This window comes from Streptomyces phytophilus, from assembly GCF_013870535.1.
In the GTDB taxonomy this organism is placed as follows: Bacteria; Actinomycetota; Actinomycetes; order Streptomycetales; family Streptomycetaceae; genus Streptomyces; species Streptomyces phytophilus.
On record NZ_JACBXC010000049.1, the window covers coordinates 1 to 14656 of the forward strand.

Consider the following 14656-nt stretch of genomic DNA (forward strand, 5'->3'; position numbering starts at 1 on the left):
CCGCGGTCAGCCGCGACACCGCGTGGGCGTCCGGCGCCGGCGGCACCGTGCTGCGTACGACGGACGGCGGGCGGAGCTGGCGGGACGTGTCGCCGCCGGGGACCGAGGCGCTGGAGTTCCGCGACATCGAGGCGCTGGGCCGGCGCAGCGCGGTCGCCCTGTCCATCGGGCCGGGCGAGGACTCCCGCATCTACCGCACCGACGACGCCGGCGCGACCTGGACCGAGACCTTCCGCAACGACCACCCCGACGCCTTCTACGACTGCGTGACCTTCTTCGCCGGCGGCCGCGACGGGCTCGCCCTGAGCGACCCGGTGGACGGCCGGTTCCGCATCCTGTCGACGTCCGACGGCGGCCGCTCCTGGAAGGTCCTGCCCGACGACGGCATGCCGCCGGCGCAGCCGGGCGACGCGGCGTTCGCGGCGAGCGGGCAGTGCCTGGTGAGCGCGGGCCGCTCGGACGCCTGGTTCGCCACCGGCGGCGGCGCGACGGCGCGCGTCCTGCACTCCGCCGACCGCGGCCGCACGTGGACCGCCGCCGAGTCCGGCATCCCGGCCGGCGACCCGGCCCGCGGCGTCTTCGCCCTGGCCTTCCGCGACGCCCGCCACGGCCTCGCGGTGGGCGGCGACTTCCAGCCCGGCAACCCCTCGCCGGACGCGGCGGCCCGTACCGGCGACGGCGGCGCGAACTGGACGGACGCCCGCAAGCCGCCGCCGGAGTACCGCTCGGGCGTGGCCTGGCTGCCGCACAGCCGCACCGCGGCCCTGGCCGTGGGCCCGACCGGCTCGGACGTCACGTTCGACGGCGGGCGCACGTGGCACGGCTTCGACTCCGGTTCGTACGACACCGTGGACTGCACCGCCGACCTGGGCTGCTGGGCGGCGGGGGAGCGGGGCAGGGTGGCGCGCCTGGAGTAGCCGGCGGCCACGTCGGGACCTAAGACCGTGGTCGCCGCACCCGCCGCCTCCCTACGGTTGAGCCGCGTGACCACCCGCACAGCAGCGCTGATACGCCGCCTCGACCTCGACCCCGGGATCCTGCGGGTGCTGTCGGTGACGTTCCTGTGGGTGGCCCTGACCTGCACCGCCATGCTGATCCCGATCAGCCTCACGCTGCTCCCCGGCTACGAGGCGTGGAAGTTCACCACCCGCGACGTCGCCCCGGCCCTCGGCCTGGCCGCCGCCTTCACCCTCGTCGCCGCACTCCTCGCCGGCTCCCGTACGTCCCTGAAAGCCGCCGCCGCCCGCCTCACCACGGCCCTGGGCCTGCGCCCCGCCACCCGGCGCACGGCCACCGCAAGCCTCGCCGCGGGCCTCGCCGCAGGCGCCCTGTGCCTGGCCGCCGCCGAACTCCTCGTCCGCATCCCCGGCCTGTCCTCCACCCCGGCCGCGGAAGACCCCCGCTACGCGGCCGTGGCCGACACCTCCACCGCCGTCCACCTCCTCGACGGCGCCCTCTCGGCCCCGGTCCACGAGGAACTCCTCTTCCGCGCCCCCCTCCTGCTCCTCCTCACGTTCCTCACCACCGCCCGAGCCCGCGAGACCCTCCCCACCCCCCTCCTCCGCCACACCACCTTCACCGCAGCCGCGACCCTCTCCGCCCTGGTCTTCACCACAGGCCACGAACTGGGCGGCCCGGTCAACCTGATCTTCGCCGCCTTCCTGGCAGCGACCACCACGGCCCTGCTCCTGTGGCGCCGCTCGATAGTCCCCTGCATCGTCGCCCACACGCTCCACAACACCGCGATCACCGCCCTCTGGCTCTTCTGACCGCGGCAGAAGCCGCCGGACAATCGGCTTTGCGGGACCAGGGGGTGGATGCGGTATGGTTCTCGTGCGCGATCGGCCAGGGAGAAACCCCAGGTCGTCCGGGCACCGGGACGTGGCGCAGTTTGGTAGCGCACTTGACTGGGGGTCAAGGGGTCGTGGGTTCAAATCCCGCCGTCCCGACGGTGCTGAAGAGGCCCTTTGAACGGGAGGAATCCCAGGTCAGAGGGCCTTTCGCGATTCGCTGACACGTCGTCAGTCTGACGCTTCGTCAGACCCTTGGGGACCACGGGTCGGGAAAAACTGCTGATCAGAGCGTTTTCTTGGGGACCAAGATCACTTCTGTTCTCGTGTCGGATTGTGCGGTTCCTACAAGGCCCGGCGCCGTTTCGCCGGCGAGTATCCATCCCCATGTCGTCAGGGAGATCCAGTAGATACGTGCGGAGGACTTCGCGATGCCGACGCCGGTCAGGTACCGCTCGACGGCCGCCGTGTACGACGCCGGCGGGGCGGACAGCGGCACGACCCGGGCGCGCGCAGCCGGAGCGCGGCCCCCGCTCCCGAGTCCGGTCGCTGGTTCGATCGCCACGTCCGCCCCGCCTCTCGCCCGCTGCCGCAGTAAATGCGTACCTCGCCCCGGCGGCCGGATCGGGCCGCCGCAGGCCGCGACGAGCACGGTAGAGGGCCTGCCGCGGTAAATCCGGCATTTACTGCAGCAGAGCGGGCGCTCGCCTGTCGCGAGGTGCGAGGGGCAGCGCAGGGTGACATTGAACCCACTGTCGTGAAGGGCGGCAGTCCACACGGCCCATCGGCGTGCAGAGGTCGGAGCGAGCGCAGGCCATGCGGTGGCCCATCAGGCAACTGAACGCGATTGGCAGGGCGTTCGCCGATCCACCTACGCCGACGGGCCAGCCCGTGTTGCGGTCCGGTCCCAGGTGGTGGCGGTGACGCCCCGCGCAACGAGGATCTGCTTCTCCACCTTCTCGGTGGGCGTACGTGGGAGGTCGTCGACCAGTTCGACATACCTGGGAACCATGTAGGCCGCCATCCTGTCGGTACAGAATGCGATCAGGTCCTCGTACACGAAGGTGCAGCTCGGGTGAGGCACAACAGCGACCATCACGTCGTCCTCAGTCAGCTCGCTCGGCACGCCGTAGGCGGCCACATCAAGGACGTTCGGGTGTGCCTTGACAATCTCCTCCACCTCGAAGGCCGAGATGTTCTCACCTCGTCGGCGGATCGCGTCTTTGAGGCGACCGACGAAGTAGAGGTAGCCATCCTGATCCGCTCGGGCGAGGTCGCCCGTGTGGAACCAGAGGTTCCGTCGTGCCGCGAGAGTTTCCTCGGGCATCCCGAAGTAGCCGCTGGCGATCAGGTCGGGTTCGTTCGGACGGACGACGATCTCGCCGGTGGCGCCCGTCTCGATCTCACAGTCATGTGCGTCGAACAGCCGCACGTCGTAGGCCCCGATGGGTTTGCCGCACGAGCCCGGCCGACGCGGCTGGTCGAGAGGCTCGTACACAGGGACGCCTGCGTCTGTCGACCCGTAGAGCTCGACCAGGCGCAGCCCGAAGCGTGACTCGAACTCCCTGGCGAAGTCCGGGACCGGAACACCCCAGGCGAGTCGCACCGGGTTGTCCGCGTCATCGTCAAGCAACGGTGCGTTATGCAGCATGGTGAGGGTTGCACCCATGAAGTCGAAGACGGTCGCTTCAAACGCCCGCACCTCGTCCCAGAACCGCGAGACGGAGAAGCGCTCGCCGATGGCGGCGACCCCGCCGGAAACGAGTGCCGGCATGACTGTCAGCACGGCGGCATCCAGGTGGAACAACGGGAACGGGCAGTAGAGCACGTCATCAGGCGTAAGCCGGAGGTGTTCAACCATCAACTCGGCCTGTCGCACCGTGTAGGTGTGTGAGAGAGCACACGCCTTCGACCGACCGGTCGTGCCGGAGGTGCCGAGGAGCAGTGCGATGTCTGAGCCGGTCACGGGGTGATCAGCAACGGCGCCGCCGCCGGCATCAACGGCGTCGAACGCGACCACAGGGATGTTCCCTGCCAGGGACGCGGCTGACACGTCGCCACACACGACGATGAGCTTGAGGTGAGCGAGTTGGTCGGCCACAGCTTCGATGGCAGCCGCGGCCTCAGGGACGATCACGAGCACCTGAGCGCCTTGGATGTTGAGCATGTGCACGAGGGCGGGACCGCGGAAGCTGGTGTTGACGGTTGCACAAATAGCGCCGATTTTGTTCGCGCCGAACCACGCCTGGATGAAGTCTGGTGAGTTCCCGAGCATGAGGCCGACTGCATCGCCTGGTCGTACGCCGAGAGCCGCGAGCTTCGCCGCGGTGATGTCCGATGCCTGGTCGACCTCGGCATAGGTCCGTTCACTTGAGGCGAAGCGCAGGAATGTTCGGTCCGGCTGGTCCGCTGTGCGTTGGCGAAGGAGGGCTGTAACCGTGGCTGTCACTTCACGTCCCGGGCACGAGTTCGGAAGCTCTTGAGGCGGCGTTTGACCTCCTCGCGGCCGAATCCCTTTGTGACGGCCGCCGTCTCGGCCTGCAGGACTTCGGGCCAGGGACGTGGATCCGCGTTGAGGAGTCCCTTCGTGAGCATGAGGGCTTCGGCGTCGTTTCCGGCGGCCTTCGTCGCCAGCGTTATTGCCTCGGCCATCAAATGATCCGGGTCGACGACACGGGTGACCAGGCCGATCTGTAGGGCTTCGGCCGCATCGAGGGTGGTGCCGAACAATGTCAGCTCACGGGTCCACCCGTCTCCGACGAGGTTGCGCAGGAGGACCGAGGCGCCGTTGGTGATCACCAGGCCCCAGTGCACCTCGGGACAGCTGAAGAATGCGTTGGTGGCCGCGATCCGCAGATCGCAGTTCACGGCTATCTCAAGTCCGCCGCCGACCGCCGGTCCGCTGACGGCTGCGACCACCGGCTGCCGCGCGTTGCGGAGCAGGTCAGCGACCCGCTGAAACTTCTCGATCTGCTCGATGAACTCCGCCTGCTCCATGCTGGGTGCCTCGCGTAGGTCCTCACCGGTGCAGAACGCATCGGGGCCACCCGTGACCACGAGCGCTGCAACCTCAGGGGCGCCGGTCTCACGCTCAAGCACTGCGACCAGTTCAGTGAGCGTGGACAGGTTCATAGCGTTGCGCACCTCAGGTCGGTCGATACCTACGACGGACACGGGACCCGCCCGGAGGACGCTGATCGAGGAGCTCACTTGCATCCCTTCGAAGAGGTCTGGAAGGTCGACAACGGAACGTCGGGGCCGATGACGTCGAGTGGCAGCCCCTTGCCGGGTGGCTCCAGCGTCAGGTCACTTCGCCTCACGGGCCTGTTGCCTCGATGCGCGCGCACGGTGCCGAGAGCCAGATCGGCGTGTACCTCACAGAGCTTGATCAGCGGCAATCGACCACCCGGCCGGTACCAGTGCGCGGCACCCGTGACCAGTTCGAGCAGCGCGATGGTGGCGACACCGGCGTCCGGGACGTCGAAGACACCCTCAGCCACGCCGTTGTCCATCACGGTGCGCCAGACGCCTTCATACTCGTCACGCAGCTTCATGATCTCGAAGAGATGGGGATCGCTGAGCGCCCGGACCTCGGTGTCGGTGATCATTGTCGCGGTCCCGCGTCCGCCGTGCACCCAGACATGCAACTCGGTGATTGCGGCGAGCTGCTGTTCGGGCCGGTCATGGACTTCCAGAGCCCTTTGGCAGGTCTCAGTCAGTGGAAGCATCGTCGACTTCATGATGTCCATCAGTAGGTCTTCCTTGGTCCCCATGTGGTAATAGAGGGCGCCCGTGGTGAGACCTGCCTCCTGGGCGATCGCGCGAATTCCCACTGCCTGGAAGCCATGGCGGGCGAAGAGGCGCAGTGCAGCCTTGTAGATGCGGGCGCGTGTCTCCTCGACGTTCGCACCTGGTGTCCGTGCCATCTATACCGGCTCTCCCGTCCCGCTGCTGGCAGCGTCGATCGCCGAACCGGTAGCAGGAACAATCATCATCCCGCGATGGTGCTGGAAAGACTTGGAGAAGAAGACTTCACCATCGACGACCACCTCGACGGTCGCCTCGGCGACTTCCTGGTCGCGATCCGTCCGAGCTTCGATCTCCAGCCGGCGGTCAGGATGCGTCACCACGATCCGTGTGCTGGTGGCCAACTGCGTCCGTTCCGGGCGACGCGGCACTGTCGTGATGCGGTACTCGTGCTCGAACTCCACCGGCGAACCGTCCGTGGCGAGCAGGCGGGTGGTCGTATGCCCGACCACCCCCGCCTCCTCATCAGGACCGCCGCGGAATACGTCGAGCGTGGAGTCATTGGTCTGCACCACCTCGGCCGCACTTTCCATGTCAGGCTTCCCGAAGGTCGGGGTCGAGAGCGCCGGCGCCGTTAGGCACGGCACCAGGATCCGGCTCGGGTCCGGTCCACCGGCGACGACGAGGTAGTCGGAGCCTGTCACCCCCGGCCAGATCTCAGGGAAATCCGCGGCCGCGACGGCGAGACGGAGCCGGTGGCAGCGTCGCACCCGATAACGCACCGGGTGCAGGTCCACGTGCGCCCGGGTCTCTGGTACCTCGATGCCGTCACCGACGTACGGCGGGAGGTTGGACAGCGAGAGGAACCCCCGGGCGACGAGGACACCGCGGCCGGTGGGATCGACATCGACGAGCCGCACCGCGATGTCGGTCTCCAGGCTCTGCACCGTCACCGCGAGCTCGACCCGGACGCGGTCGACGATGTCGAGGGTCTCTTCGAGAGGCGCCGACTCGAAAAGGGTCGACCTCACATCGTCCTCGGTCTGCTCACCAGGGGGGTGAGCCATGCCGAGACCACCTTGAAGCCCGACAGAGGCGTCGAAGAGCACGGGTACGTCCGACCGATCCAGCGGTGCCACCGGAACGAGGCCGCCGCTCGCTGTCAAAAAGAGCTCCACCGCCTTCGTCACCGGCGGCCAGGAGTCGTAACCCTCCCATTCACCCGCACCCAGGACGTAGGCCGAGACGACCGGTTCCGCAGCGAGCCCCGATTCCTCACCGCGGATCCAAGTCTCGAACCACCTGCACATCTCGTGCAGGGTGTCGATGGGATCGGTCGCATCACAGTCAGGCAGACCGTGCTGCCAGGGCCCGGCGATGATGCGGCGAGGTCCCGTCACGGCGTTGAAGTCCCGCCACGCGCCGGTCGGGTTGGTATCGCGCCAACTGGTCACGATCATCGTGGGAACCTCGATCAAGCCGGCGTCGACCTCGCGACCGGCCCAGTAGTCGTCACGGGCGATGTGATCCATCCAAGGAAACACCCAGGGGCAGAGGCCGTCATAGTGGCCCCTGGCGACCGCTTCGACGTCACCACCGGGAACGCCGGCCACAGGCGGAACTGCGCCCACAGCCAGCATGATGCTGGCCCACTCGGCCTCGATCATGGCCAGGCCCGGCGCGCCGTTGCGCATAACCTCGTACTCGTACGGGTCGGTGGAGCCTTCGATCGCCACGACAGCCTTGAGATGAGGGGGAGCAACGGCTGCCGCCCGGAGCGACGTGATACCGCCGTACGACACTCCCCACATGCCCACACGCCCATCGCACCACGGCTTGTCCGCCACAGCCTCAACGATGTCGTAGACGTCCGCGGACTCGACGGCCTCGAAGGCGTCCCCCTTGCTCCCACCCGAGGCGCCTGTGCCACGGAAGTCGACCAGAACGCTGACGTACCCGCGGCTCGCGAAGTATCCCAGACGGTTCGCCCATCGCGGACCGATCCACATGTCCTTGTTGTACGGGACATAGACGATGAGCGCCGGCCACGGTCCTTCCCCTGAGGGACAGCAGGCATCTGCTGCCAGGACAGTGCCGTCGCGAGTCACCAAGCCGATGTTGCGCAGCATCGTTTCCTTCATGACTCCCCCCTTGCCGCCAGTGCCAGGATCGCGGCGTCAGACTCGCCACTCTCGAACGCGACCGTTGCCGTGCCGCCGGCCACCTTTTGACCTGGTGATCCATCAGAGCTGCCGCCACCACATCCGCGCAACGTGATCGCTTCACCCGCTGCAGCTGCGACCGCAGCACACGCCTTGCTCATAACCCGCCATCCATCCCACGCAGTGACACTGCCCTGGTCGAACCGTAGATTTAATCGATCGATTGATATTTTAGGTGGCTCGTGCCAGAAGGCAAGAGGTATCGTGCGAGCTGGAGAGATCTGTTGTTGAGGTTCAACTCGTGATGTAGTGCGGTTGATCAGGGGGATAGACAGTCAGGCCGGCCCGCATCCTCGCCTTGTGCACCAGACACGCCACCAGCGCGACCCGCTTCACCGGCGCGTACGCCTTGAGTCCGGAGGCATCCAGCGATTCCGCCTCGCCCGCGAAGTCAGTGATCTTCCGTGCGGCCACGCCGTCCGTCCACACCGTGGTGTCGCCCGGGGCGTCGACCCAGTCCAGCTGCGTGAGAAGCCGCTTGAAGTGCGACCTGCTCGGAGCCTGGGCCGGCTTCTTCACCCGGTTGTAAGACGTCATACCGTCCACGTCCCCGCTCCTCCAGCAGCCGCAGCAGGCCCGCCCGCTCTACCGAGCTCATCCGGTCATGGATGCCCGCGCAGATCGCCGCGTTACGCCGGCGGTGGCGGCCTCAGCTGCTCGCAGCGCACCGACGAGTTCGTACTGCCTGGCCGGCCACCCCGTCGGGGTGCACCAGCCGTACCGCCGTACGTGATCCCCGGCCCGAGGCACGGGTGCCAGCGCTCACTGCCGGTACCGGCGGATGGGTTCGGCCAGGTCCTCGGCGAAGACCTTGCCGTAGCGGTCGGCCGACATCGCATGGACGCGCCTGGCCAGGATCCCGGCGTCCTGCCCGTCGAGGGCCAGAACGCCGAGCGGGGTGCCGTCCAGGCGGGCGACGATCAGCCGCGCGGCGGCCTGGCCCGGCTCGACAGGTTTGGAGACCTCATTGAGCGCGTACAGGCTGCACACCAGCGCGAGCGCGGTATCCGGCCCACCGTCCTGGGTGAGAGGTTCACGGTGGTATCGATGCTGGTCCAGCGTCCGATCTGTTCAGCGGGCATGGTGGGACTCCGGTGCAGGGCGGGCGCCGGTGTACGGGGGCGGAGCACGGTGGGCAGGCCGAGGTCCAGGCGCTCGTCCATCTCCAGACGGAACGTGCCGTACGGGTTGACGTTCGACCGGAACAGCGCGGTCAGGCCGCGCCGGTCGTCATCGGTGAGCCTCGTTGCCCACTTGGGCTCGGCCAGTACCTGCTGGAGCGGCAGCGTGTTGACGTGCACCAGAGCGGACTGGAGCAGGTGCAGCGCGAGCATCGACGTCTCGGCGTGCTCCTTGTCCGGTCCGGTCAGGGCGCCGTCCTTGCCGTAGTGCAGCACGGTGTTCGCGCTGTTCCAGTTCTCCACGGCCTGCAAGCCACCGTGGATCTCCCGGCGCAGGCCGGGAGAGGCCAGGTAGTCACAGGCGAAGACCGTGCGCACGGCGCGGCCCAGTTCTTGGAAGGCGGCGTAGGTGGGGTGCTTGGGCCCGCCGCGGGTGAAGCGACGCAGCACCTGCTCGGCTTCGGCCGTCCCCAGCCGCAGCGCGGTGGCGTACTTGACCATCTGGTCGTACTGCTGGGCGATCAGGTCCCACTTGACGGGCCGGGTCAGCGAGGCGCCGAGGGCCGGCCAGCCGGGCGGGGTCGTCGGGGCGGTACAGGTCGACGGTGATGAAGTGCCGGCGCACGTGCCACAGCGCCGCCTCACTCTCCCCGTGCTCGCCGGTCGCCACGATGGTCCGGATGCCCCATGTTGGTGCCCAGCGCGAACAGCGCCAGCAGCAGGCGCCGCTGGAGCGTGGCGCGGTCGATGCGCTCTTACGCGGCGACACAGGAGAACTCGCCAGTGAAGCCGGTCAGGAAGTCGGCGTTCTTCAGCACGTCCAGCAGGTCGAGCACGCCCCGCCGCCGTACGACCTCGTCCTTCAACGACTGAAGGCCGGTGGGCTCGTCCAGCGGCTCCAGCTTCGGCACGGTGATCCACGGCTCGCCCTTGCGGGTGGTGACCTTCACCCCGCCCCCCCCGAGCCGTCCGCGAGCGCCGCCGACAGCCGGTCCAGACCGTCCGTCATCCGACGCCTCAGCCCAGTGACGAACTCCCCTGGGTCCTCGGGCTGGCGGATCGCGGCCTAGTGCACACTGCGGGCCGACTCGAAATCGCCGGGCAGGTCGTCCTCCGGATCGCCCCACCGCCTGGCGCCCTCGACGTAAATCTCCCGGCGCCGGATCGCGTCCCGCAGCGCGACCAGGGCACACAGCTCGTAGGGGATGCGCTCGATCCTGCCCTTGTCGTCGACGACCGCCTCGCGCCAGTCCTTGCGCACGACGCCGTCCATCGGCACCACCTCGCGGCACGTTCACCACCCTGCACAACTACCGGACACGGCCCAGCGCCACCCGCTGAACGAGCCGACCGCACACTGACCCGCAGATCACGGGCGATCACCGCGTTGTCGTCACCGACTTGGAACCGCTCGGCTGCCTCCAGTCGTAACTTCTCGCGGAAGGCACGCCGTTCATCAGTCAACCGACCACCTTGCGCGTACCTCACACATCCGGCATACCGCAGGGACCGCGACCCGTCAGCCCAGACGACCCCACCCTTTGAAACTCAGTATCCGTAGGCACCCAGTTCTACTACTCCAGCAGGATTTCGGTGTATTGGGTGGCGGGAGTGTAGCGAGCGGTCTCACGGGGCCGGCACTGCCCTTTCCGTTGAGACCAGGGGCATCGCTCTGCGCTGAACGAGACCCAGTTTCTCAGCGGCGCTTGTGTGGTGTCTTGTCCTGCTCATCGTTTGACGCGGCTGCGGATCGCGAGTGCGGCGCCGGGGAGAGGAGGGCAGGTTCGGTGAAGCGGGAAGTGATCTCGGTGTAGCGGCCGGTGGTGGTCAGGTCTGCGCCGGTACGCCACGTCCCCCGGCAAGCTCCGGCCGCCGGCTGGGCAGCGTTGTGCATCTACGCGACGATGAGATGACTGTGCGTTGTCTTGAGGGGGCCTTATGTCCATGTGGGAGATTGACGTTTTCTCAGCCTCATTCATTTCCAGGTGTTGTTGAGTGCGAGGGTGGCCTTGGCGATGGCGCCGATGCGGCTGGGGCTGAGCGTGATGTGCTGCAGGGTGCGCCAGCGTTGTTTGGGTTCGGCGGCGGCGCGTTCGCCCCGGGGCGCGGATGCCGCGCAGCAGGCGGTTGTGAGCACGGGTGTCGGTGGCCAGCGGGGAGGCGATGTCCGGGTGCGGTCGAAACGGGGTGTGCACGCCGATGCCGGCGCCGGTGGAGCCGGCGTCGGCCAGGGTCGGCAGCCCGTCGCGGGCCGCGGGGTAGAGGGCTGGCAGGGCGTGTATGCGGGCGGCGCGCAGGTCGTGGACCGAGCCGGGCTCGACGTCGGAGATCCACAGCGGGGTGCCGTCGGGGGCGGCGAGGAACTGGACGTTGCCGGCGAAGTGTTTCGCTTTGCCGGAGTACCACAGGTCGTTGCCGTTCTCGGTGGTGCCGGCGGTCCGGTCACAGGAGATCAGGGTGCCGTCCAGGATCACGTGGCTCATCCCCTGTGCGCGGCAGCGCCCCAGCACCTGGTGCAGGTCGGGGGCGTGTTCGGCCAGGACGTTGATGGCCTCGTGGAGGTAGCGGTAGCCGGTGGCCTGCGAGACACCGGCGTCGCGGGCCAGGCAGTGCACGCAGCCGGCCTCGCGGAACCAGCGCAGCACGAACACGGCCTGGCGGAACGGGCCCAGCACCCGCGATCTCCTTGGTGTGCCGATCTGGCGGCGGTGGGCGGCCAGTAAGCGCGCGGTGTGCTCCACCACGTGGCGCGGGACATCGAGCATGGCAGCATAGGGGACCAACGTGAAGCCTCTGGCGACGTGGACGATCTTGTGGTGAGAACCGTCCTACCAGGGGCTTCACGTCCATCCGCACCCGGGGCACCACTGTCCGGCCCACCCCGCAGCCCTCAGCCGAACCCGCCCCAGAAAGCACCATCGCTGAGAAAACGTCACTGAAAGGCCGCGCGACCACCCACTGGTCGGCGTCAGCCGTCGGCGGGTATGTGTCGCCGGGCGTGCGCGGCCAGCGCGGTGAGAACAGCGAGCAGCAGGGCGAGGCCGAGAGTTCCCGCGTTGAGGCCGAGGCCGTGGATGAAGACATAGGAGAGCATGCCCGCGGCGACGCAGTAGTAGATCATCGGCAGGACCGTCTTGCGGATGAGGTGGCCCTCTTTGCCGATGAGCCCCACGGTGGCGCACGCGGCGACGACATTGTGGACCGTGACCATGTTCCCTGCCGCGCCGCCGACCGCTTGCGTGGCCACAACCACCGTCGGATTGACGTCGATCTGCTCTGCCGTCGAGAACTGGAAGAGCGAGAACATCAGATTGCTCACCGTGTTGCTGCCCGCCACGAATGCGCCGAGCGCGCCGACCCAGGGCGCGAACATCGGCCAGGCCGATCCGGCGAGGTCCGCCGCTCCGGTGGCGAGGGTCAGGGGCATGCTGTCCAGCCCCGTAGCGTTGAAGTCGGGGCCGGAGTTGATGAACACCCGGACGAGAGGGACGGCGAACAGGAGCGCCACTCCCGCGGCGACGATCTGGCGACCCGCCACTCGCCACGATTCAGCGATCTCCCGGCGTTTCATGCGGAACACCACGTAGGTGAACCCGATGGTCGCCAGGAACATGAACCCGGGTAGGAAGAGCGGCTCCACAGCCTGGGCGACCCCCGTACCGAGGATGCTGTTCCACTCGATCGACATCCCCGACAGCCAGTCCTTGAGCGGCAATTGGGGAAGCCGGGAGAGCACGAGCAGCGAGGCCACCACCAGGTAGGGCAGCCATGCCTTGGCAACGGACATGTCCGTTGCAGTGGCCTCGCGCATGTCGGGCTGCACGGTGCCCGTCCACTCGGGCAGCCAGCGCTCCCGCGGAGGGAAGTCCCAGGGCTGCGCGGGTTGCAGGAAGCCGCGCCGGGTCGCGACCATGACGATGAACAGGCCGACGAGCCCGCCGAGAAGCGAGGGAAACTCCGGGCCGAACAGCACCGCGACCGCCACATAGGGAACGGTCATGGCGAGCGCGGCGAACAGCGCGAACGGCGCAATCGCCAGGCCCTCCCCGAAGCTGCGGCGGGTACCGAAGTAGCGGGTCAGCAGGCAGACGACGAACAGCGGCACAAGAGTGCCGATGATGGCGTGCAGTAGCGCGACCTGGACGGCGACCTCCGGCACGTAATCGGCCAGGACGGTACCCTCACGCGCCAGGTGGGCCTCGACGGCCGGGGAGCCGCTCAGCCCGTCGTTGACACCGACGAGCATCGGCGTGCCCACGGCCCCGAAGCTCACCGGCGTGCTCTGGATAATCAGCCCCACCATCACGGCGGCCATCGCCGGGAAACCCAGGGCCAGCAGCAACGGGGCCACCACCGCGGCGGGGGTGCCGAACCCGGAAGCGCCCTCGATGAAACTGCCGAACAGCCAACCCACGATGATCGCCTGCACCCGGCGGTCGGGGCTGATCCGGGTGAACGCGGAACGGATCGTCCGCAGGGCCCCGCTGGCGTCGAGCGTCGCCAGGAGCAACAGGGCACCGAAGACGATGTACAGCAGGGTGAGGGCGATGATCAGCCCCTGGATCGAGGAGGCGGCCACCTCGGTGGCCCCGACCTCCCAGGCCACCATGGCGATCCCGACGACGAGGGCGTAGCCGGCGGGCATGGCATAGGTGGCGGGCCAGCGCAGCCCGACGAGGAGTACTCCCACGAGCAGGATCGGGGCCAGGGCCAGCAGGCTCAGAACGGCGAGGTTGTCGGTCAGCATGGGGTGCGCCTTCCGGCGCCGCCGGTGGCGATCCAGGTGTCGGTCATCCACCAGGCGGAATTGTGGGGCGGGGGACTGTTCTCCATGGCTACCTCCCTCGCGGGGCGACAGCCGCTCGACCGGTTCCCGGCTTCACGTCCCAGATCGGCCCCGCGGCTCGTGGGTGACCTTGGTCAGACCAAGCATCGGTGGGACCGTAGGATTGCCCTCATCAGGTGTCAATAGGGCGGGTGACGGCCGCCTTTGGTCCCATCCGAGGGAGGTGGAGACAGTGCCCGAGGCCACCGGCTGGCAGCCACTGATCCGTTCACGCGCGTGGGAGCAGGTCGTCGACCGCGTGGAGGAGAAGATCCTCTCCGGCGAGCTGCGCATCGGCGACCGGCTCCCGCCCGAGCGGGACCTCGCCTCAATGCTCGGAGTGAGCAGGGCGGCCGTGCGCGAGGCGCTCCGCGTCCTGGAAGCGCACGGTGTCCTGCACCGGCCTCAGGTCGGCACCGGTCGCGACTCCGGCAGCGTGATCGCCGGCACTCCGACGACCGGCCTCTCCAGGCTGCTCCGCGTCCATGTCGCGTTGTCGAACTTCGATCTGGACGAGATCACAGAGGCCCGCGTCGCGCTGGAGCGGGCGAGCGCCTCCCTGGCCGCCTCGCAGGCAACGGAGAACGATCTCGCCCGCATGCGCGAACTCCTCGACCGCATGGATGACGAGACCCTGCCGCGGGACCGGTTCAACGACCTGGACACCGACTTTCACATGGCGCTGGCCGAGGCGGCGGACAACCGGCTCCTGACTGCCCTCACCACCGCGATCCGCGGGGCGATCCGGCACACTCTCCTCCACGCTTTCGAGCAGTTGGCCGATGCGGACGCCGTGCTGAACGCGCTGCGCCGCCAGCACCGCTCGCTCTACGAGGCCGTCGCACAAGGTGACGCCGACCGGGCCGCCGACGAAGTCGACTGGCACATCCGCGGCTTCCACCGCATCGCATCCCACACCCTCAACCGGTCCATGCCCCACACCCCGCCCTC

The 14656-nt window shown here is 68.3% G+C and carries 14 protein-coding genes, 1 tRNA gene and 2 pseudogenes; 4 read left to right on the plus strand and 13 right to left on the minus strand.

Annotated elements, in window-relative coordinates; translation table 11 throughout:
* From H5J30_RS05425 to H5J30_RS05435, 3 genes are all read left to right on the plus strand, one after another.
* Positions 1–917: WD40/YVTN/BNR-like repeat-containing protein (locus H5J30_RS05425; protein ID WP_181786013.1), on the plus strand; the 917-nt coding region annotated here is incomplete at its 5' end.
* 66 nt (positions 918–983) lie between these two features.
* Positions 984–1769, plus strand: coding sequence for a CPBP family glutamic-type intramembrane protease (locus tag H5J30_RS05430; RefSeq protein WP_181786014.1), 786 nt, complete (start codon positions 984–986; stop codon positions 1767–1769).
* A gap of 106 nt (positions 1770–1875) precedes the next feature.
* Positions 1876–1949: transfer RNA gene (locus tag H5J30_RS05435), tRNA-Pro, on the plus strand.
* 127 nt (positions 1950–2076) lie between these two features.
* Here the strand turns inward: H5J30_RS05435 and H5J30_RS36435 are convergent.
* From H5J30_RS36435 to H5J30_RS05485, 13 genes and pseudogenes are all read right to left on the minus strand, one after another.
* Positions 2077–2355: a hypothetical protein gene (locus H5J30_RS36435; protein WP_258563112.1), complete on the minus strand. Its 279-nt coding sequence runs from the start codon at positions 2353–2355 to the stop codon at positions 2077–2079.
* A 306-nt stretch (positions 2356–2661) separates the two neighbouring features.
* A complete protein-coding gene (locus H5J30_RS05445; RefSeq protein WP_181786015.1) occupies positions 2662–4239 on the minus strand; it encodes an AMP-binding protein in 1578 nt (525 codons plus the stop codon).
* Complete coding sequence (locus H5J30_RS05450) at positions 4236–5006, minus strand: enoyl-CoA hydratase/isomerase family protein (protein ID WP_258563113.1); 771 nt, start codon at positions 5004–5006, stop codon at positions 4236–4238. The genes H5J30_RS05445 and H5J30_RS05450 overlap by 4 nt, the downstream gene beginning before the upstream one ends.
* Positions 4997–5716, minus strand: a complete 720-nt coding sequence (locus H5J30_RS05455) for a TetR/AcrR family transcriptional regulator (RefSeq protein ID WP_181786017.1) — start codon at positions 5714–5716, stop codon at positions 4997–4999. The genes H5J30_RS05450 and H5J30_RS05455 overlap by 10 nt, the downstream gene beginning before the upstream one ends.
* Positions 5717–7678: a CocE/NonD family hydrolase gene (locus tag H5J30_RS05460; RefSeq protein WP_181786018.1), complete on the minus strand. Its 1962-nt coding sequence runs from the start codon at positions 7676–7678 to the stop codon at positions 5717–5719.
* A 315-nt stretch (positions 7679–7993) separates the two neighbouring features.
* Positions 7994–8296 (minus strand): hypothetical protein, encoded by a 303-nt coding sequence (locus tag H5J30_RS05465; RefSeq protein WP_181786019.1) that lies wholly within the window; start codon positions 8294–8296, stop codon positions 7994–7996.
* A gap of 225 nt (positions 8297–8521) precedes the next feature.
* A complete protein-coding gene (locus H5J30_RS05470) occupies positions 8522–8749 on the minus strand; it encodes a hypothetical protein (RefSeq protein ID WP_181786020.1) in 228 nt (75 codons plus the stop codon).
* The gene (locus tag H5J30_RS35925) at positions 8680–9525 is read right to left on the minus strand and encodes a Tn3 family transposase (protein WP_220188561.1); all 846 of its coding nucleotides are present in this window, start codon (positions 9523–9525) and stop codon (positions 8680–8682) included. The genes H5J30_RS05470 and H5J30_RS35925 overlap by 70 nt, the downstream gene beginning before the upstream one ends.
* A 110-nt stretch (positions 9526–9635) precedes the next feature.
* The gene (locus tag H5J30_RS35930) at positions 9636–9830 is read right to left on the minus strand and encodes a hypothetical protein (protein WP_220188562.1); all 195 of its coding nucleotides are present in this window, start codon (positions 9828–9830) and stop codon (positions 9636–9638) included.
* Positions 9831–9946: 116 nt separating this feature from the next.
* Positions 9947–10153, minus strand: coding sequence for a hypothetical protein (locus tag H5J30_RS35935; protein WP_220188563.1), 207 nt, complete (start codon positions 10151–10153; stop codon positions 9947–9949).
* Positions 10154–10221: 68 nt separating this feature from the next.
* Positions 10222–10368 (minus strand): annotated as a pseudogene (locus H5J30_RS37790) (IS630 family transposase); the annotation flags it as partial.
* 487 nt (positions 10369–10855) lie between these two features.
* Positions 10856–11663 (minus strand): annotated as a pseudogene (locus H5J30_RS05480) (transposase family protein).
* A 185-nt stretch (positions 11664–11848) separates the two neighbouring features.
* Positions 11849–13627 carry an L-lactate permease gene (locus H5J30_RS05485; protein ID WP_181786021.1) on the minus strand — a complete coding sequence of 593 codons (1779 nt, stop codon included), beginning with the start codon at positions 13625–13627 and terminating at the stop codon, positions 11849–11851.
* Positions 13628–13889: 262 nt separating this feature from the next.
* Here H5J30_RS05485 and H5J30_RS36440 point away from each other — a divergent pair.
* Positions 13890–14656: FadR/GntR family transcriptional regulator (locus H5J30_RS36440; RefSeq protein WP_309505437.1), on the plus strand; the 767-nt coding region annotated here is incomplete at its 3' end.

Excerpts from the sequence above, each read along its gene's own strand:
- H5J30_RS35935 (WP_220188563.1), bottom strand. The coding sequence starts at position 10,153 with ATGGACGGCGTCGTGCGCAAGGACTGGCGCGAGGCGGTCGTCGACGAC.
- H5J30_RS05485 (WP_181786021.1), bottom strand. The coding sequence starts at position 13,627 with ATGCTGACCGACAACCTCGCCGTTCTGAGCCTGCTGGCCCTGGCCCCG.
- H5J30_RS05460 (WP_181786018.1), bottom strand. The coding sequence starts at position 7,678 with ATGAAGGAAACGATGCTGCGCAACATCGGCTTGGTGACTCGCGACGGC.
- H5J30_RS05450 (WP_258563113.1), bottom strand. The coding sequence starts at position 5,006 with ATGCAAGTGAGCTCCTCGATCAGCGTCCTCCGGGCGGGTCCCGTGTCC.
- H5J30_RS05455 (WP_181786017.1), bottom strand. The coding sequence starts at position 5,716 with ATGGCACGGACACCAGGTGCGAACGTCGAGGAGACACGCGCCCGCATC.
- H5J30_RS05465 (WP_181786019.1), bottom strand. The coding sequence starts at position 8,296 with ATGACGTCTTACAACCGGGTGAAGAAGCCGGCCCAGGCTCCGAGCAGG.